Genomic DNA, 19601 nt, shown 5'->3' on the forward strand with positions numbered 1-19601 from the left:
CTTCAAATCAGAGAGTGTTTCTATTTTAGAATTTAATCTTTTTATTACTTTCCATTCTCCTCCAACCATTTCCTCGCATTCACAAACGCTTCCATCCATGGAGAAACTTCATCGTGACGGCCTTTTGGATAGTTCGCCCACTGCCATTGTAATAACGAACGCTCAATATGCGGCATCATTACAAGGTGGCGGCCTGTGTCATCACACAACATCGCTGTATTGAAGTCAGAACCATTAGGACAATGCGGGTAAGTTTCATAAGCATACTTCGCAACTATCTGATATTTATCTTCTGTATGCGGACAGCTAAAACGACCTTCACCATGTGATACCCAAACACCAAGTGTGCTGCCTGCAAGGGAAGAAAGCATCACCGACTTGTTTTTATTTATGGTTAGAGAGGTAAAGATACTCTCGTGTTTTCCGCTTACGTTATGAAGCATTTTCGGCTTTACATCATGATCCAAATTAATAAGCCCTAACTCAACGAAAAGCTGACAACCATTGCAGATACCTACAGATAAAGTGTCTTCGCGCTTAAAGAAGTTTTCAAGAGCTGTCTTTGCTTTTTCATTGTACATAAATGCTCCAGCCCATCCTTTTGCAGAACCTAGTACGTCTGAATTAGAGAAACCTCCTACAGCACCTATGAAACGTATATCCTCCAGTGTTTCTCTTCCTGAGATTAAGTCAGTCATGTGAACGTCTTTCACATCAAAACCTGCAAGGTACATAGCATTGGCCATTTCACGCTCGGAATTACTTCCTTTCTCACGAATGATTGCAGCTTTTATTCTCGGCTTAGAATTATCAATAACCGGCTTCTTGCCGTCAAATCCTTCAGGAAACTTGTATTTCAGTTCATGAAATTTGTAATTATTATAACGCTCTTTTGCACTCACCGCACCACTTTGTTTTATGTCCAGCAGATAGGATGTTTTGTACCAGGTATCTCTTAGTTTTGCAACGTCAAAATTATATGAATCCGAGCCATTCTTTAACTCAAGGGTTGCAGAAGAAGTACTGGTTCCGATTTTAAAGAACGAGACATTATTCGCTTTTAAAGTAGCTTCCACCTCTGCTGAAGCTTGGAACACAACTCCTATGTTTTCAGCAAACAGCACTTTAATACTATCAGCTTCACCAAGAGATGTTAAATCAATGTTTGCACCAAGTCTGTTATCAGCAAAGCACATTTCAAGAAGAGTTGTTATAAGTCCGCCACTACCTATGTCGTGACCTGCTTCTATTTTACCTTCTTTAATTAATTGCTGCAAAGTATTAAATGCATTTCTAAACAAAGCAGCATCAGTAATATCAGGAGTTTCGTTTCCTATTTTATTTACAACCTGAGCAAAGGAAGATCCACCTAATTTAAATTGATCGTTTGAAAGATTAATGTAATAGATATTACCACCTTCTCTCTGTAGCACTGGTTCCACCACCTTTCTCACATCACTGCAGTTTCCTGCAGCAGATATGATCACGGTTCCCGGAGCTATTACTTCCTCATCTTTATACTTCTGTTTCATTGACAGGGAGTCTTTTCCTGTAGGTATATTAATACCAAGGGCAATAGCGAAATCAGAACAAGCTTCAACAGCTTTATATAAACGAGCATCTTCTCCTTCGTTCTTACAAGCCCACATCCAGTTTGCAGAAAGAGAAACGCTTTTTAAATTATCCTTTAAAGGAGCCCAGACTATGTTTGACAAAGCTTCAGCAATGGCATTACGACTACCTGCTGCAGGATCAATCAGAGCAGAAACCGGTGCATGACCAATCGAAATTGCAATACCTTCCTTACCCTGAAAATCCAGAGCCATTACCCCAACATTGTTCAGAGGTAATTGAAGAGGACCAGCACATTGCTGTTTCGCTACACGTCCACCAACGCAACGGTCAACTTTATTGGTAAGCCAGTCTTTGCAGGCAACAGCTTCCAGCTGTAACAGCTGCTCAAGGTAAGAATGAAGCTGTTTTTTATCATATGTTACAGGTTGATAAACTCTGTCCACCGCTTTATCTGTCATGACCATCTTCGGAGAGCTTCCGAACATGTCCTTCAACTCAAGGTCCATCGGTTTCTCTTTTGTTGATGCTGACTCAAATGTAAAACGATTATTACCGGTAACATCTCCGACAGTATACATTGGAGATCGTTCACGGTCAGCAATTTTCTGAAGGGTAGCTATGTCCTTCTCTCCTATCACCAGCCCCATTCTTTCCTGTGATTCGTTTCCTATGATTTCTTTTGCAGAAAGCGTTGGATCTCCTACCGGAAGTTTATCCAGATTTATTTTACCTCCTGTTTCTTCTACTAGTTCTGAAAGGCAGTTTAAGTGACCTCCTGCTCCATGGTCATGTATTGAAACGATCAGATTATTGTCGCTCTCTACCATCGCACGAATAGCATTGGCTGCTCTTTTTTGCATCTCAGGATTAGAACGCTGGATAGCATTTAATTCAATGCCAGAACCATGCTGTCCGGTATCTGCAGAAGACACTGCGGCACCACCCATTCCGATACGGTAATTTTCACCACCAAGAATTACAATTTTATCTCCTGGTTTTGGATGTTTTTTCTGAGCCTGATTGGCTTTTCCATAACCAATACCGCCGGCAAGCATTATTACTTTATCAAAACCTAGTTTTCTTGGTGACTTGAGACTATCTGATTTCTCGTCGTGCTCAAATGTTAGAACAGAACCAGTAATCAGTGGTTGACCAAATTTATTTCCAAAATCAGTAGCACCGTTTGAAGCTTTGATCAGAATATCCATTGGTGTCTGATACAACCATTTTCTCTCTTGGGTGGCCTTTTCCCAAGGACGATCTTTTTCAAGACGAGAAAAAGCAGTCATGTAAACAGCAGTTCCTGCAAGAGGAAGTGCACCTTGTCCGCCCGCCAGCCTGTCTCTGATCTCTCCACCAGATCCGGTAGCAGCTCCGTTAAATGGCTCTACTGTTGTCGGAAAGTTGTGTGTTTCGGCTTTAAGAGAGATAACAGATTCAAATTCACTTACCTTATAAAAGTCTGGTTCATCTGCGCGCTTAGGAGCAAACTGCTGAACTACCGGACCTTTAATAAAAGCAACGTTATCTTTATAAGCAGAAACTATATCGTTCGGATTTGCTTCAGATGTCTTGCGGATTAATTTGAATAATGAGGTAGGTTTCTCTTCCCCATCTATCACAAACTTCCCGTTAAAAATTTTATGACGGCAGTGCTCTGAATTAACCTGTGAAAATCCAAATACTTCAGAATCTGTTAGTGGTCTGCCAATTCTTTCAGCCAGTTTATTTAAATAATCAACTTCCTCATCACTCAGAGAAAGACCTTCCTGTTTATTATAGGCGGCAATATCCGTAATTGGTTTAACAGGTTCCGGTTTTATTCTGATAGTATATATATCCTGATTAAGACCATTATACTTATGAGAAAGCATTGGGTCAAAATCATTATAATCTTCTTTTACTTCTTTAAACTCTTCAATCCGGATAATTCCCTGAATGCCCATATTCAGAGTGATTTCTACGGCATTGGTACTCCATGGAGTAATCATGGCAGCACGTGGACCAACAAAGTATCCACTTAAAGTACTTTCCTGGTTTAATTTGGCAGCTCCAAAAAGCCATTCAAGTTTGGAAATATCTGTTATGCTCAGTTCGCGCTCAGTTTGTAAGGCGAAAACTTTGTCAGATTGACTGGAAAAGAAACGAATCATGATAATTTGAACAAGCTTCAAAGGTACGGTAATAATTTCAAAAACTGAAAAGATCTGGGGCTGGTTCCGGAGATTTAAGAAGTTATAGTGATGATAAATTTTCCATCTTTTTTTGACATGAAAACCATATCCCCTTTTTAAAACAATACCGTTTTCACAATCAACACATTATCTTAATAAAACATTCTTAGTGTATCGTTTCCGACCCTAATATTATTGAAGAAAATGGTGGAGGTTCGTCATTAATATTCTGAATACTTCTGTGAGGAGATTATTAATAACACAGAGTCTTGCCATTATTTAAGATTCCCCTCTAATATTCAAGCTTTTACCTGTATTTATGCCTATGAAGGGCTTCTTATTATCTTTATTACTTCAAAAAGTTAAAAAGATTCTAATTCAAAAGTTTAGAACACTACTAATCATAAATTTACGATCTATTTTTTGTGAGAAACATACGGCGAGTGATTTCAAGATTCTCAAACTCTAAACCTCTGAAAAATTGATCATTACAGGACTGTCAAATCCCATCCCCAACAATTCACTAGCGTTTCCCTGACTGATTGCTATTTCCATAAATCCATTGCTATTGAAAAGTACCAGACAATCGCCATGATCCATAGAATCATAAGAGTCTGCAACGAAATCAACGGTTTCACGAGCAAAATGCACTGTAAACGGACGATTGTTCTTTTGTCTGTAAAATAACTCCTCTGAAATATTGGTAACTAAATTTCCATATTGATCCACATGCACCACATGACCACCGATCTGGGACTTGGAAATTCTGACCTGTCGATTAAGCATGCTTCTAAGGGAACTAATTTGGGTACCAATATTGTAAATATTAGTGCCGCTGGCCAGAGAAACTGCAGCAGCGGCCAGAGCTGTTTTCTCAGGGAAGATCCGGTTATAAGAGGAATCTTTGATTAACTCTACAATGGCAGTCGGTGCTTTGTCACTTAGTAATGAGAACAAACCATTATCAATTCCGACAAAGTAGTGTTCCTCCAGTTTTACGGCAATAGCCCTTTCATCAGGGCCTGAAGGCGCGTTTACTGACACCAGGTGCACAGTCCCCTGCGGGAAATCCCTGAAGACAGATTTTAAAATGTAGGCACCGTGGGCGATATTGAAATTTTCAATGGAGTGGGTTATATCCACTACATTTATACTAGGATTGATAGAAAAAATCTTTGCTTTTACGGCAGCCACGTAATGGTCTCTATGTCCGAAATCTGACATAAATGTGATAATAGCCATAAATTGCGCAGAAAATGATTAATTTTGTTTGTCTCTACTCGTTCCGAAAATATCCGGTTTTCTAATGGAGATTTTTTAGAACAAGTGGCGCAAAATTAAATATTTTTTCAGCCAAATAACTGAAAGTTTAAAGTAAATAATTAAAAATAATAAAGCTGTTGGTAGAAAAGTCAATACACCTTGAAAATGTATCTCTTATAGATTTCCTCGGCGTGGAAAACAAGATAATAAAAGAATTGGGTTCTGCGTTTCCTAAAAGCCGTATTGTGTCCAGAGGAAATGAAATAAAGATCATTGGTAACAATCTGGAAATAATCCAGATTGAGCAGGTTATCAAAAGTCTGCTTGTTCATTACAATAAATATGGAAAAGTAGGTGAAAACGAAGTACAGTCATTGCTCCGTAAAGAAGAGATGGACGGCTGTGAAGAAGACGATGTAATTCTTTTTGGTGATAAAGGGGTGGTTATAAAACCCAAGACTGTAAATCAAAAGAAGCTCGTAGCCACCGCAAGAAAGAATGATCTTGTTTTCGCAATTGGACCTGCGGGAACAGGTAAAACCTATATTTCCGTAGCTTTGGCTGTCAGAGCACTGAAAAATAAAGAGGTTAAAAAGATCGTAATTACAAGACCTGCCGTAGAAGCAGGAGAAAACCTCGGCTTTCTTCCCGGAGATCTGAAAGAAAAAATCGATCCGTATCTAAGACCAATTTATGATGCACTAGATGATATGATTCCCGCTGAAAAGCTGAAATATTATTACGAAAATCATATTATAGAAGTGGCCCCTCTTGCATACATGAGAGGACGTACACTGAATAATGCATTCATACTTCTGGATGAAGCTCAGAATACCACCCCTATGCAGACCAAGATGTTTCTGACTCGTATGGGGCCAACTTCTAAAATGATCATCACAGGAGACAAATCACAAATAGACTTGCCGGGCAATCAGAAATCAGGTCTTGTAGAGGCATTGGCAATACTCAAAGACGTACAGGGAATTGGCTTTGTGGAACTGGACGGCAAAGATGTAATGAGACATAAACTCGTAGGCAAAATAATTGATGCCTATGCTAAAAAGGATAAATCATAAGATACTATACTAATATGAGATTTTTTTACGCATTGCTTTTTTTGGCATTTTGTATTTCAGAAACTATTGCACAAAGGCAATGTGCATCTACCTCATATCAGGAAAATAACAGGCCACTGCCTACTCAGGAGCAAATAGATCAGCAACTGAGAACCATCAAAAAAAGGAGAACAACACTGGACAACGATACCGCGGTATATGTGATTCCAGTAGTTGTTCACGTCATTCACAATACCAAAGGAAACCTAGTAGGCGGAGCCAATAATAGGAATATCACTGACGAGCAGATTCATTCACAGATTGCCGTTTTAAATGAAGACTACGGAAAGGTTCCTGGCACACGTGGCTATAACACCGATCCAGCTGGAGCTGACACCCGCATTCAGTTCTGTCTTGCCCAGTTTGATCCATATGGAAAATCTACTACCGGAATTATTAGAGTGTACAGCGATATAGCTTCTTTCGACTATAATGCTGATGATGATAAATTGAAAAAACTATCCTACTGGCCTAGTGATCAATACCTGAACATTTGGGTTACCAATATCACAGACCCTATCATAGGTTATGCACAATTTCCCGGAGGTTTCGGCCTTCCGGGTGCATCTGCCAGTGACGGGCCTGCCGCTACAGATGGTGTAGTAATAGACTATAAGACTTTTGGTACGCTTGGAACTGCTAGAAAGCCGTATCACCTAGGCAGAACAGCTACACATGAAATTGGCCACTGGCTGGGACTTATACACATTTGGGGTGATCAATACTGCGGAGATGATTATGTGAGTGACACTCCTACTCAAGAAGACAAAGACGAAGACACTCTTTGTAACGAAAGGTTCTCTTATTGCAACAATCAGAAAACACCAAGGATGTTTCAAAATTACCTTGACTATACAGGAGACAAGTGTATGAACATCTTTACTCAGGGACAAAAAGAACGGATGCGTTCCTTCATCAACGCTAATGATAAGGCTCGCAGAAAAAGTCTTCTTCTTAGTGGAGGTTGCTGCAACCTGCCTAGCTATCCATTTGCCCAGACTTTAGATTTCGAATCAGGAACATTACTTCCTGATGGATGGTCTATCTCCAATCCTGACCATTCTAATACTTGGACATTGAATTCACCTGGTGCTTATGAACAAAGCAGCGGATCTATATCAATCCAGAATAAATATGGGGCATCCGAGGTACAAACCTATGATGCCATCGTATCGCCCAGCCTTGACTTTACAGGGAATGACCATCCATATATTTTCTTCGATCTTGCGGGATCTGCAAATACATTGGATAAAACTGACAGCATTACTGTTGAAGTTTCTTTTGGTTGTCTGAATAAAAAATATCTGGTAAAAAAAATCTATGGAACAGAGTTGAATACCGCCAGAAAAAGTACTGCTATATTTGTGCCTGAACCTGACGACTGGACTTCATTTGATATCCCATTGGATGCTGCCGCTGGTCAAAAGAGAGTCACTGTGTATATTACAAGCTATGGAAAAGCAGGTACAACTATTTATCTTGACAATATAAAAATATACAAAGCTTCTCCTTCTCTTATTATCAATCCATATCCCAATCCTGCTACAGATGCATTTTCTGTTGATGTGATTATGGAAGGCGAAAGCAATGTAAAATTCGACCTATACAATACACTGGGACAAAAAATCTTCTCGGGAACAAAATATGAGAAGACCAGCTTTACCCATCAATTTGCTACTAGCTCACTGCAAAGCGGTATATACATCTTAACTGTGAGTACTGCCAATCAGATGGTATCGAAAAAGATTATTATTACGAGATAGTTTTAACGATAATAGTTGATCTTTAAAATCTTTATGCACACTTTTGGACTTTCAACCAAAAGCATATGGAACATTGGGTTAGCTATCCCTTTGTCCGGTTCCTGTTATTTTTCCTGAGTGGCATACTGGCTACCATTTTTATTGCAGGAGAATATCTGACTGGACTTTACATTGGATTAATTTCATGCACAGCAATATATTTGCTGCTTCTGATTTTTTACAATCCACAACTATTCTATTCAAAAAACATTCTATATTCTATACTTTGTTCTTTGACGCTTTTCTTTGCAGGAGCTATCATTACTAAACAGAAGGATAAAGAACCCGAAGCACATAAGCTGGAAACAGAACTCGAATCATGTCGCTACTTTAAGGCTAAAATTATAGGAGAAACTGAAAGAAAGGGAAATTTCTATAAAATTACAGCACGGGTAGAAAAGATTAAAACAGCTCAGTCATGGAAGACGGTAGACATTGATATTATATTATGGATTAAAAATGAGATTGTCAGCGATCCTTTTTATGGACAAACTTATTTGTTTAATGGAAACCTGACACGCATCTCAGGAGCCAATTATTACAAGTCTTTTGATCCACAAAAGTATTACAGATACAAAAACATATTTTATCAGTCTACTCCATTTAAGTTATTACCAATTGACACAAGCCCTGATTCCTATACCATTTATCATGCTCTAGTTTTAAAAGATTATTTTGCAAGACGATTTTCCCAGTTTATAAAAGATAAAGAAGCATTAGGCATTACAGAAGGTATCATTCTTGGTAAAAGAGATGGCATCAGCAGTGATGTTCGAGATATCTATTCAGGCACGGGTGCCATGCATCTATTGTCTGTTTCGGGACTTCATATCGGCCTGCTCTACCAACTACTGTTATTTTTACTTAATCCACTTGTGTACCTCCCAAGAGGAAAGTTCATTCGTTTTATTTCCATCTCATTACTGCTAATAGGATACGCCCTGCTTACCGGACTTGTACCTCCTGTGCTGCGTTCTACAATCATGTTTCTTATTTTTCTGATTGCAAAAACTATTTCCAAAAAACAAAACCCATACAATACACTTGCAATATCAGCATTGATCATATTAATATATGATCCTTTCACCATCGCCGACATAGGTTTTCAATTGACTTATCTTGCAATGGGTGGTTTGATTTTTCTCCAGCCTAAACTATCAGTATTTTATGAACCTAAACGCTGGTTGGACAAACAAGTATGGGGCATCACCACAGGAGGAATAGCTGCTACCATTATCACCTTTCCCATTTCATTGTATTATTTCCATTCGTTCCCTGTTTATTTCTCCTTAAGCAATTTAATAGTAGCCCCCCTGTCATATGTTATATTGTGGCTTGGTATTTTCGGACTTATTTTTTCCTGGACAGATGTTGTTTTAAAGCCGCTATGTTACTGCCTTGAAAAGAGCATCTGGTTTATGAATGAAGGTCTAAGATACATTCTTAAAATACCCAAATCTGTTATCAGAGATATTTATATAGATGCTCATCATATGCTGTTTCTGTACATTCTAATGATACTACTTATCCTTATTTTCTTCGGAAAGAAAATAAAACTGGTTATACCCTTGCTTATTCTCAGCCTCGTATTTTCAGGAATAGTTATTTATGAAAAGGTCAATATCCGCCAGCAGAGGGATGTCATTGCATTTTTTGTAAAAGGGAAAAAGGTATTTGCAGGAATAAATGGAAGAGTAGCGGAAATATATGCAGACAGCGCATTTAATGAGAATAAATTGAAATTTGAAATATATCCCGCTCTTTTAAACAGAGGAGTCAAAGCAATTAATTTTATCAAAACTACAAATTTTAGGGAGTTAAAATCCTTCAATATCATTCATTGCGGGAATAAAAATATTTTAACCGTTAAGGATAAAACAATCTTAGATTCAATTTCTTATTTATCCGGAATTGACTTGCTGATTTACGAACCTTCTTCTAGAGGAAATTTCGAAGAATCCGACCTTAAAGCAGAAAGTGTCGTAATAAACAAAAAATATAAAAAGGTGACTGTAGATAAGAATTTATCAAAAAATATAAATTTACACGTCACTGAACCTAATGAATATTTTTCTTTATCAATTGAAGGAGATTAATAAATGGAATTTGTAAGATACACTATTGAAAATAAAATCTGTTACATCACTATTAGCCGTCCGGAAAAAAGAAATGCATTGAACAGCCAGGTTGTAACTGAGCTGAAATCTGCCTTCAAAAATGCTGAAGCAGACGATCAGGTCAAAATAGTCATACTAACCGGAGAAGGTGATGTATTTTGTGCTGGCGCTGATCTGGAATACCTACAAACACTACAGAAAAATACCTATGAGGAAAATCTTGCTGACAGCAAAAACCTGATGGAACTATACTATCAGATTTATACACTTAAAAAAGTGGTAGTGGCACAGGTAAACGGACATGCTGTAGCAGGAGGCTGCGGACTGGTCTCCGTCTGTGATTTTGCCTATTCTGTGCGAGAAGCAAACTATGGATATACAGAAGTAAGAATAGGTTTTATTCCTGCCATTGTAAGTGTCTTTCTGGTAAAAAAAATAGGAGAAGCAAGATCAAGAGAGATGCTGCTTTCTGGAGAAATATATTCAAGCAAAACTGCACATCATTTTGGGCTTATCAATCATGTTGTGGAAGATGAAGATCTTTCTACAATAGTAAAAGAATTCTGCGAAAAGCTTATCGCAAACAACTCTACAAGTTCAATGGAACTTACTAAGAAAATTCTCGCTGATATTTTTGCAATGGATGTAAAAGAGGCATTGAACTATGCTGCCGAATCCAATGCCAAAGCCAGAAACACCGAAGACTGTAAAAAAGGTATAGCAGCCTTCCTGAAAAAAGAAAAGCCGATCTGGTAACAAATACCAGTCGGCTTTCAATTTCATTATTTTAAACTTTTAGCTTTTAACTTTCAGCTATATTTTATACATCACAATACTGCTTTTCTTTCCTAGCAAACCTTTCCTTCCTGCAATTGCGACCTTATCTTCAAACCACATCGTAAAATTTCTTAACATCGTTAGGCCTTCATCATTTGGCAATGCTAGCTCCTTTATTTTACTTCCTGTCAGTTCATCCCACTCTATGTAATTGATGCTGTTCAGAATTCCACTTGAATTAGAAGAAAATGCATAAGCCATTCTTATCTTTCCTTCATCTGAAATATGCATTGAATAAGATGAAGATAATAATCCTGCAGCCACATCTCCTACCTGCGATTTGATGTGCACATTTTCCCATAAGAGTTCATCCTCTTTATTAAAGCTAAAAATCATAAACCCTTCCGCATTGACTTTAGCGGGTTTAGTAGCTTTCCATTTTTCAATATCATTAATTTCGGACTGATTAAAATCATATGACATAGAAGTAATTTCTCTTTTTTCAAGAACTAGCACAACTTTTTCATATTCATTCAGGAAAAAATCAGTGATGTGATAACCTCTCCAGGTTTCTTCTCCCACAAGGCTTTTATTACTCTGACGCAGCAGTTTCATTGTCTGCTTCATATTATCAGAGATCTCATGATAGTTAATTTTTTCTACTAGTCTTGTAGAAAAATCAAATTTTGAATACATAACTCCCGTTACCCTTCCCCCATCTTTTGTGCAGGTATTGGCAACATAAATAACGTCGTCATTTAAAAATTCAAGTTTTAACCCTTCTCTTCTGGTAGATGTATATTGAATATCAAGCAGATCACTATTTTTGTTCTCCAGGTTATATTTCACCACAACCATTCTGCCCAGCCTATCAACATTCAGGATAAAGACATCCCCTTTATTATTCGGATAAATTCCATAATTAATAAAATTATTATCTACTGGAATTTTTGACTCCTGCAATTGATTTAGATTGTTATCCCAAAGTTTTGCAGAAGCAACAAGGGTTTGCTGACTATAATCAAAAATATAGGTAAGGATTTTTTTTCTGTCCTTTGAAAATCTTATATCATACTGATACTGAAGAGGAGTAACAAAATTTTTGGTGATGCTGGAACCAATGCAATTTTCAAAAGACTCTCGAACAGCTCCTTTGAACTTTAATGGTACCCAGTTATTTATTTTAAATTCCTGTAATGTTTTGTCCCACTTCTTACCTCCTGTCTTTGCATCAAACCCATAAGCTAGCAGCTTACTGGTTTGCTTCATATTTTCGTGGAGAATGGAGAATAGAATAATATCTGTTCCGTTGAAAAACAATTCTTTATAGTCTTCCTCTTCACCGGCTGTCAAGACTACTTTAAAAAGCGAATTCAGATCCTTGTCATATTTTTCAAGTGTAAATTCTGAGGCGCCAGCCTCCCCTCCTTTACTTTTTGACAATGTAACGAATTCACTTTCTGACAACTTCAAAGCTTCCCTGCGTCCATCAGGCTCAGGATAGGAGGAAGAAAATGAAAACGGTAAAGTTTTCACAACCACCTGAGCTACCAAACTACTGTGAATCAGGAAAATTAGAAAAAAGAAATTAAGATATTTCACTCTGATAACTGGTTTAAAATTTTCTTTAAAACGGGATTCAAAATACGTTTTTAGGAAATGATTGTAATCATATGGTACGCTATTTTTTTTCAAATGTTCCTCTCTGTTGATAAATACTCTAACAAGTCTTTAATAGCTCTGTACACCTCACCAAGCTGCTCATTTGTAATAACATAAGGTGGAATTATATATAATACATTCCCGAGAGGTCTTAGTAATATATTTTTCTCTAGAAAGAAATCATACAACTGGTTTCTTTTTGGATGCAAATATCCTTCTTCTTCTCCAAAATCAATGGCAAAGGATATTACAGTACCAACATGTGATATCCTAGATATAAAGGGAAAAGATCTCAATAGTGGTATAAACTCTTCATGTGCTTGTGTTATTCGAGCTATGCTACTTTGACATTCATCTGACAAGAATATATCAAGGCTTGCATTGGCTGCCGCACAGGCTAATGGATTGGCTGTAAAACTATGTCCATGATAGAATACATTATCTTTTATAGTATCAGCAATTTTAAGACTGCAAGTGGTTGCGCCCAGCGCCATAGTTCCTCCCGTTATTCCCTTGGAGAGACACATGATATCCGGGTAGGTTTTAAGATTTAAAGAAGCAAAATATCTCCCTGTCCTTCCAAAGCCTGTCATCACTTCATCAGCAATACAAATGACTTCATAATCACCGGCAATCTTAAGAAGCTGGTCCAGAACATATGGTGAATACGTCCGCATTCCTGCTGCCCCCTGCAAAAGCGGCTCATAGATAAAACAAGCCACATCTCCCTGTTTCACAATAGACTCAAATTGTTCAAGACAATCCATTTCCTTTTCTTCAGAAGGAAAATCTATGTACACCGTTTCAAACATCCATTCAGAGAACTCCTGATTAAAAATCCCGCGACCACTGACAGACATAGCACCAAAAGTATCACCATGAAAAGCACCTTTTATTGCTACTGCCTTTTTTTTTGCCTCACCCTTGCAGTGCCAGTATTGAAGAGACATTTTAATAGCAACTTCAACGGCAGTACTTCCATTGTCTGAGTAAAACATCTTCTTCTGATTGGAAGGAAGAATATCCAGAAGCCTTAGTGCCAGGCGAATAGCAGGATCATGAGTGAACCCGGAAAAGATCACATGTTCAAGCTTCAATGCTTGTTCATAAATCTTTTGAGCTATGTATTCATTGCTGTGCCCATGTAGATTGACCCACCAGGAAGATACAGCATCTAGAATTTTCCTACCTTCTGGAGCATGTAAATATACCCCCTTTGCTGAATCAACTTTGATATAATTACTTCCTGATGTAACCGCACTATATGGATACCAGATTGGTCCTGCATTGTCAACGTTTTTCATTACTATACTTCCCAGTTGTTAAACAATTCAATCGCATACTTATTTACAACAAACTGATCAACTTCTTTTTCCTGATCAATCTTTAGTAAGCACTTTAATCCGCTATGTTTTAAAATAAAATCTTCTGTAGACTCATTCCTGGGACCATTGAAGATAATGCCTTTTACATTTAGTCCCCTCCTCTTTATTTCATTAATGGTAAGCAAAGTGTGATTTATGCTTCCAAGATAATTATTGGAAACGAGAATGATCTCTGCATTGAATTTAGCAGCAAGATCAATTACAAAATGGTTATCATTCAATGGAACCAATACTCCTCCTGCTCCTTCTATCACAAGATTATTGTCTTTATTCCCTGGAATCAGAATCTTATCAATATCAATTGTTACATTTTCTACTTCCGCTGCAAAGTGTGGAGACGCAGGTGTTTGAAACCAGTAACTCTCGTTAAATATTAAAGAGTGATTATTATTGATCAAATCTTTGACTTTGTCTGCATCCCGTTCCAACCCACTTTGTATGGGTTTCCAGTAATCTGCCTGTAAGGCTTGCGTGAGTATTGCACTTACCAGAGTTTTTCCGCTATCTGTACTGATAGCTGTTACAAAGTAATTCATAAACTTTCAACCAATGTTTTTACCAGTCTTTCTATTTCTTCATCTGAATTAAAAATATGTAAGCATATTCTTAATCTTTCTTCTCCTTCTTTTACCGTCGGAGACAATATTGCTCTTACATCAAATCCTTTGCTTTGAAGTGTAAGGGCCGTTGATTTTGCTGTTTCATTACCAGATATTCTTAGCACCTGAATAGGGCTTGAACTCTTTTGTATCATCCCAGACAAACTTTCAGTTCCTTCAACCAATGTCCTGAATAGATGTATCTTCGATCTTATCTTTGATTGGAGCGATATTTCTCTTTCTAAATATTCAAAGGCTACTTTTAATGTAACCAGGCAATGCAATGGCAATGAAGTTGTATAAATAAAAGGCCTCGCAAAGTTTATAAGGAAATCAATAAGAAGCTCAGAGCCTGCAATGCATGCACCATGTGCTCCCATGCCTTTCCCAAAAGTATATATTCTTGCAAATATTTTTTCCTCTATTCCAAGATGACAACACATTCCATTACCTTTTTCACCCCAGACTCCTGTGCTATGTGCTTCATCCACTATTAAATGAGCATTATACCTAATGGTTAGTTCGAGGATTTCCATTAAAGGCGCAAAATCTCCATCCATAGAATAGACAGATTCCACAACAACATAAACTTCTCCTTTTGCTCTTTGAATTTTCGCTTCAAGATCTTTAAGGTCATTATGTTTAAAGGAAAATCTTTGAGCAAAACTTAGCCGTGCTCCATCTTTCAGGCTTGCGTGAATCAGTTCATCATATATGATAGTGTCCTCCTTTTGAGGTATTGCAGATAAGATGGAGAGATTGGCACTATAACCAGAATTAAAGAGCAAGGCTTTAGGACTTCTAAATAGCTTTGCAAAAAAAAGTTCCAAATCTTCTACGTAAGCCGAATTTCCTGATAACAGTCTTGATCCTGTTGCACCATTAATATTTCCAGGCTGAGTGCTTAACTCGCTTTCTATTAAGCTATAAAGTTCTCTGTTTCTTGCTAGTCCTAAATAATCGTTAGAGAAAAAATCCACCAGGTCTGGTCTAAGGATAAGTTTTCTCAAACTTCCCTCTTCCCGCCTATGTGCTAATTTGTCCGCGAGCTTTTTCATCGGAACAAATTTAAACCGTATTTTTCAATAGCCATAGCAATTGAATAATTTACACTCTAAGGAAAATAATAGTAATTGACCTAAAGGCAAAGCCCTGAAGGGATACGGAAATTATCATGGTCATATATTTCTGCAATTTCCTTATCGATCCCGAATACTCTGGCGAGTTCCATTTCAAATCCTGGCTGTATAGGCTCTCCCTTATAAATAGGACATTTGGAGATCCATTCAGGATCAATCCTTTTAACCTCCACTATCTCTTCTTCCTTTCTAAGTGTAACCAATCCTACTGGAAGAATAAAATGAGGCTGACGTTGTGAAACCGTGAGATCAGTGTTCGTTTTGCCGAGTATATAGCGGATTTTACCTGTTTTTAAATCCACTATTAAATCTTCTATCTTGCCTATCGTTTTTCCATTGGCATCCGTGACATCCCAATCCTTTATACTTTTATAATCAATAGAACTTAATTTATTCTTTGCAACCTCATATCGTTCAAGCACCTGCATAACTTCCCCCTCTCCGAATAAATCATTCTGCCATTGAATTTTCCCAATAACAGCAATTCCTTAATATTAAATATCTCTCTTTAAAAACAAAAAAATCCGGAAGTTACCTCCCGGATTTGTAATTCTTTTTAGAAGATTAATTATCCTCTCATTGGTATTTGCTCAAAATGCACATGAGGCTCCTGTCCGTCTTTATAAGCTTTTCTTGGCTTAAGGTTAAGTACCTGGAACAATTCTTTATCAGCATCTACTTCCGGATTCGGAGTTGTCAGTAACTTGTCTCCGGCGAATATTGAATTTGCCCCTGCCATAAAACAAAGGGCCTGCTCTTCCTGATTCATTCTCACTCTTCCCGCAGATAACCTTACCATTGCCTTTGGCATGATGATTCTTGCTGTTGCAATCATTCTGATCATTTCCCAAACAGAAACTCTCGGCTGATCTTCAAGAGGTGTACCTTCAACAGGTACAAGTGCATTAACAGGAACTGATTCTGGATGCTCTGGTAAAGTTGACAAAGTCAATAGCATTCCAATCCTGTCATTATGGGACTCTCCCATTCCAATGATACCACCGGAACAAACTGATATTTTGGACTTTCTCACATTTTCAAGAGTATCCAATCTGTCGTCATATGTTCTGGTAGAAATGATTTTATCATAATGCTCTTCACTGGTGTCAAGATTGTGATTATAAGCATAAAGACCAGCATCTTTGAGTTTCATAGCCTGCTCTTCAGTAAGCATTCCAAGCGTGCAGCAAACTTCAAGGCCCATTTGACTTACGCCTTTTACCATGTCCAGAACGCGATCAAAATCTTTATTATCTCTCACTTCTCTCCATGCAGCACCCATGCAAAATCTTGTACTTCCGGACTCTTTCGCATTTTTTGCGGCAAGAATAACTTCCTGTGTTTCCATTAATTTCTGCACCTTAACATCTGTATGATACCTTGCAGCCTGAGGACAGTAAGCACAATCTTCCGGGCATCCACCGGTTTTAACTGAAAGGAGGGTACAAACCTGAACTTCCTGTGCATCGTGGTTCGCTCTGTGGACTGTAGCTGCACGGTAAATTAGGTCAAGAATCGGACTGTTATAAATTTCAGTGATTTCTTCTCTCGTCCAGTTGTTTCTGATCTCGGTCATTTTAATGAATTGGATAGTAAATTATTTTATCTGAATCTCATAAGGCAATCTTGCCTGAATGCCTTCATAAGATTTTACTTCTTTTAACTTTTTCAAATAAGGATAAAGTGAACCAAATTCACTTTTCAATAAAGCAGATTCATCTTCATCTCCTCCCATTTGCAAAAGTACTTCTTTTAATAATGCTGTTTTAATTTCAGGTAAATAAACTACTTTATAATCTTTTCCCAACTTCGCTTTTTCAGATGCAATATTAACAGCATCGTCTAAGCCCCCGAACATATCAACCAATTTTATTTCTTTAGCCTGAGTACCAGACCATACCCTTCCTTTCGCTACTTCTTTTAGCTTATCTACAGAAATGTTTCTTCCTTTTGCAGCCTTCTGAGTAAATGACTCATAAATTCTATCTACCTCAGATTGAATAATTTGTCTTTCGGAACTGCTTACAGGTCTGGTGAAAGAGCCGATATCTGAATATTCTCCTGTTTTTACTCTGTCAGAAGTAATACCGATCTTTTCATTCAAGAATTTCTGCCCCTGAAAAAATAATCCGAATACGCCAATTGAACCGGTTATTGTGCTTGGCTCTGCAAGAATGGTATCACATGCCATAGAAATATAATATCCTCCCGAAGCTGCCATATCACCCATAGAAGCTATGATTGGCTTTTTACATAATTGAACTTCATTCCAGATAATATCAGAAGCAAGAGCACTTCCTCCCGGAGAATTTACTCTTAAAACTATTGCTTTAACATCATCATCTTCTCTGGCTTTACGAATCTCTTTCGCAAGACTTTCACCGCCTATTGTATTGTCAGTTCCCTGTCCATCTTCAATAGAACCATTTGCATAAATCACTGCTATCTTATTAGCACTGGTATTCTCACCTTCTTCCTCACTAAAGACAGACAGATAGTGGTTGTAACCTACATAGTTAATTTTTTCCTTAGATTGAATCAGTAGTTTCTTTCTGATAAAATCTTCTGCATCAGAAAAATAACCTATGTCTGTGATAAGCTTATATTGCAAGGCATCCTGAGCTTTTCTAACCTTCATCGAATCTGAAATCTCTTTAAGCTTAGCCTCTTCTATTTTTCTTGACTTAGCTACATTACTGATATATACTTTATAAAATGAATCAAGAAGTTCAGTAAGCTGTTTTCTATTTTCATCGCTCATATTCTCTCTTATAAAAGGCTCACTAGCGCTTTTATACTCTCCTACTTTAAATAACTCAGGCTGGATTTCAAGCTTGTCAAGGAGTTTCTTAAAGAACATGATTTCAACATCAAGACCATTTAGCTCTAAACCACCTTCTTCCGGAAGATAAATTTTGTCGGCAACAGAAGCAAGGAAATAGGCTCCTTCACTATATGAATCACCATAAGCAATGACAAACTTACCAGTTGATTTAAAATCTAAAAGGGCTTTACGAATTTCCTCAAGACTGGCATATCCAGCTTCAACACTACTCGTTTTTATAACAATGCCCTTTATGTTTGAATCGGATTTTGCATTTTTGATCGCCTTTTTAAGTTCCAGAAGTCCTATAGAACCTTCAGCATCACCGAAAGGCAGATTAAGCTGAGAAAAAAAATTATCTGTCTCTCGTTCAACAATTCTCTTGTTTAACTCCAGTTTTAAAACTGAATTTTCTTTAAGTTCTTCCTTTTTACCGGAAGCCAACAAAATAAGTCCAAAGCAAATAATAAGAAATAAAAAAATTCCTATTACTGTGCCAAAAACAATCTTAAAAAACTGCTTCATACCTGCTTATGATTTTTAAACAATTATACAAATTTAACTTAAAATGTAACAGCTTAATGATAATTTTGCCATTATTTTGAATAGCTTGGAATCCATCATTTTATTATTCGGAAGCAATATAGGAGACAAAACAGCCAATCTAACCAGAGCTGTAGAGTTATGTTCAGTACATATAGGCTCCATAAATAAAGCTTCGTCTCTGTACTCAACAGAACCATGGGGAAAGACAGATCAGGATATCTTTATTAATCAGGTCGTAAGCTTCAACACAAATTTGTCAGTTGAAGCCGCATTGACTGAAACTCAGAAAATAGAAATGCAATTAGGCAGGGTAAGAAAAGAAAAATGGGGAAGCAGGACTATAGATATTGATATCCTTTACTTCGGGAATCTGATCAAAAGAAGTAAAACGCTTTTTATTCCTCACCCTGAAATCGGAAACAGAAGGTTTACACTCGTTCCATTGGTTGAAATAGCTCCAGACTTTAAGCATCCTGTTTTGAATATTACAAATGAGGAAATGCTGAATCGATGCGAAGACAAGCTTGGAGTTGTAAAGCTGAAAGTTTAAAGTGAAAAGCTTAAAGTTTTGGGAATACCATAGATTATAGAGCCTCATTATAAGGCAATTTTAAAGAACTTCT

Annotated in this window: 14 protein-coding genes; 5 read left to right on the forward strand and 9 right to left on the reverse strand. The window is 37.4% G+C overall.

Annotated elements, in window-relative coordinates; all coding sequences use genetic code 11:
* Positions 1-44: 44 nt before the first annotated feature.
* Together purL and J7604_RS22850 are read right to left on the reverse strand one after the other, a co-directional pair.
* Positions 45-3728, reverse strand: coding sequence for a phosphoribosylformylglycinamidine synthase (gene purL, locus J7604_RS22845; protein WP_293901442.1), 3684 nt, complete (start codon positions 3726-3728; stop codon positions 45-47).
* A 486-nt stretch (positions 3729-4214) separates the two neighbouring features.
* The gene (locus J7604_RS22850) at positions 4215-4991 is read right to left on the reverse strand and encodes an SAM-dependent chlorinase/fluorinase (protein WP_293901445.1); all 777 of its coding nucleotides are present in this window, start codon (positions 4989-4991) and stop codon (positions 4215-4217) included.
* Positions 4992-5149: 158 nt separating this feature from the next.
* Here J7604_RS22850 and J7604_RS22855 point away from each other — a divergent pair, with 158 nt between their 5' ends.
* The 4 genes from J7604_RS22855 (at position 5150) to J7604_RS22870 (ending at position 10802) form a co-directional block, all read left to right on the forward strand.
* Entirely contained in the window at positions 5150-6088 is a 939-nt protein-coding gene (locus J7604_RS22855) for a PhoH family protein (RefSeq protein WP_293901448.1), read from the forward strand.
* Positions 6089-6102: 14 nt separating this feature from the next.
* Entirely contained in the window at positions 6103-7890 is a 1788-nt protein-coding gene (locus J7604_RS22860) for a M43 family zinc metalloprotease (RefSeq protein WP_293901451.1), read from the forward strand.
* 65 nt (positions 7891-7955) lie between these two features.
* Positions 7956-10025 (forward strand): ComEC/Rec2 family competence protein, encoded by a 2070-nt coding sequence (locus tag J7604_RS22865; protein ID WP_293901454.1) that lies wholly within the window; start codon positions 7956-7958, stop codon positions 10023-10025.
* A gap of 3 nt (positions 10026-10028) precedes the next feature.
* Positions 10029-10802 (forward strand): enoyl-CoA hydratase-related protein, encoded by a 774-nt coding sequence (locus J7604_RS22870; protein ID WP_293901457.1) that lies wholly within the window; start codon positions 10029-10031, stop codon positions 10800-10802.
* A gap of 57 nt (positions 10803-10859) precedes the next feature.
* On the opposite strand, the gene J7604_RS22875 is transcribed toward J7604_RS22870, so the two are convergent.
* From J7604_RS22875 to sppA, 7 genes are all read right to left on the reverse strand, one after another.
* Positions 10860-12425 (reverse strand): hypothetical protein, encoded by a 1566-nt coding sequence (locus tag J7604_RS22875; RefSeq protein WP_293901460.1) that lies wholly within the window; start codon positions 12423-12425, stop codon positions 10860-10862.
* An 89-nt stretch (positions 12426-12514) separates the two neighbouring features.
* Positions 12515-13789 carry an adenosylmethionine--8-amino-7-oxononanoate transaminase gene (gene bioA, locus J7604_RS22880; RefSeq protein ID WP_293901463.1) on the reverse strand — a complete coding sequence of 425 codons (1275 nt, stop codon included), beginning with the start codon at positions 13787-13789 and terminating at the stop codon, positions 12515-12517.
* A gap of 2 nt (positions 13790-13791) precedes the next feature.
* The gene (gene bioD, locus J7604_RS22885) at positions 13792-14406 is read right to left on the reverse strand and encodes a dethiobiotin synthase (protein ID WP_293901466.1); all 615 of its coding nucleotides are present in this window, start codon (positions 14404-14406) and stop codon (positions 13792-13794) included.
* Positions 14403-15527: a pyridoxal phosphate-dependent aminotransferase family protein gene (locus J7604_RS22890; RefSeq protein ID WP_293901469.1), complete on the reverse strand. Its 1125-nt coding sequence runs from the start codon at positions 15525-15527 to the stop codon at positions 14403-14405. Before J7604_RS22890 ends, bioD begins: the two co-directional genes overlap by 4 nt.
* Before the next feature lie 80 nt (positions 15528-15607).
* Entirely contained in the window at positions 15608-16036 is a 429-nt protein-coding gene (locus tag J7604_RS22895; protein ID WP_293901472.1) for a PRC-barrel domain-containing protein, read from the reverse strand.
* A 140-nt stretch (positions 16037-16176) separates the two neighbouring features.
* The gene (bioB, locus tag J7604_RS22900) at positions 16177-17184 is read right to left on the reverse strand and encodes a biotin synthase BioB (RefSeq protein WP_028981645.1); all 1008 of its coding nucleotides are present in this window, start codon (positions 17182-17184) and stop codon (positions 16177-16179) included.
* Positions 17185-17205: 21 nt separating this feature from the next.
* Positions 17206-18957 (reverse strand): signal peptide peptidase SppA, encoded by a 1752-nt coding sequence (sppA, locus tag J7604_RS22905; RefSeq protein WP_293901478.1) that lies wholly within the window; start codon positions 18955-18957, stop codon positions 17206-17208.
* 85 nt (positions 18958-19042) lie between these two features.
* Here sppA and folK point away from each other — a divergent pair, with 85 nt between their 5' ends.
* Positions 19043-19528, forward strand: a complete 486-nt coding sequence (gene folK, locus J7604_RS22910; RefSeq protein ID WP_293901481.1) for a 2-amino-4-hydroxy-6-hydroxymethyldihydropteridine diphosphokinase — start codon at positions 19043-19045, stop codon at positions 19526-19528.
* Positions 19529-19601 lie beyond the last annotated feature (73 nt).

The organism is Sporocytophaga sp. (assembly GCF_017745095.1).
GTDB lineage: Bacteria > Bacteroidota > Bacteroidia > Cytophagales > Cytophagaceae > Sporocytophaga.

Bases quoted from the DNA above. Each gene is read 5' to 3' on its own strand.
- J7604_RS22865 (WP_293901454.1), top strand. From the start codon at position 7,956: ATGGAACATTGGGTTAGCTATCCCTTTGTCCGGTTCCTGTTATTTTTC.
- J7604_RS22850 (WP_293901445.1), bottom strand. From the start codon at position 4,991: ATGGCTATTATCACATTTATGTCAGATTTCGGACATAGAGACCATTAC.
- J7604_RS22895 (WP_293901472.1), bottom strand. From the start codon at position 16,036: ATGCAGGTGCTTGAACGATATGAGGTTGCAAAGAATAAATTAAGTTCT.
- J7604_RS22890 (WP_293901469.1), bottom strand. From the start codon at position 15,527: ATGAAAAAGCTCGCGGACAAATTAGCACATAGGCGGGAAGAGGGAAGT.
- J7604_RS22870 (WP_293901457.1), top strand. From the start codon at position 10,029: ATGGAATTTGTAAGATACACTATTGAAAATAAAATCTGTTACATCACT.
- bioA (WP_293901463.1), bottom strand. From the start codon at position 13,789: ATGAAAAACGTTGACAATGCAGGACCAATCTGGTATCCATATAGTGCG.
- sppA (WP_293901478.1), bottom strand. From the start codon at position 18,957: ATGAAGCAGTTTTTTAAGATTGTTTTTGGCACAGTAATAGGAATTTTT.
- bioB (WP_028981645.1), bottom strand. From the start codon at position 17,184: ATGACCGAGATCAGAAACAACTGGACGAGAGAAGAAATCACTGAAATT.
- J7604_RS22860 (WP_293901451.1), top strand. From the start codon at position 6,103: ATGAGATTTTTTTACGCATTGCTTTTTTTGGCATTTTGTATTTCAGAA.
- bioD (WP_293901466.1), bottom strand. From the start codon at position 14,406: ATGAATTACTTTGTAACAGCTATCAGTACAGATAGCGGAAAAACTCTG.
- purL (WP_293901442.1), bottom strand. From the start codon at position 3,728: ATGATTCGTTTCTTTTCCAGTCAATCTGACAAAGTTTTCGCCTTACAA.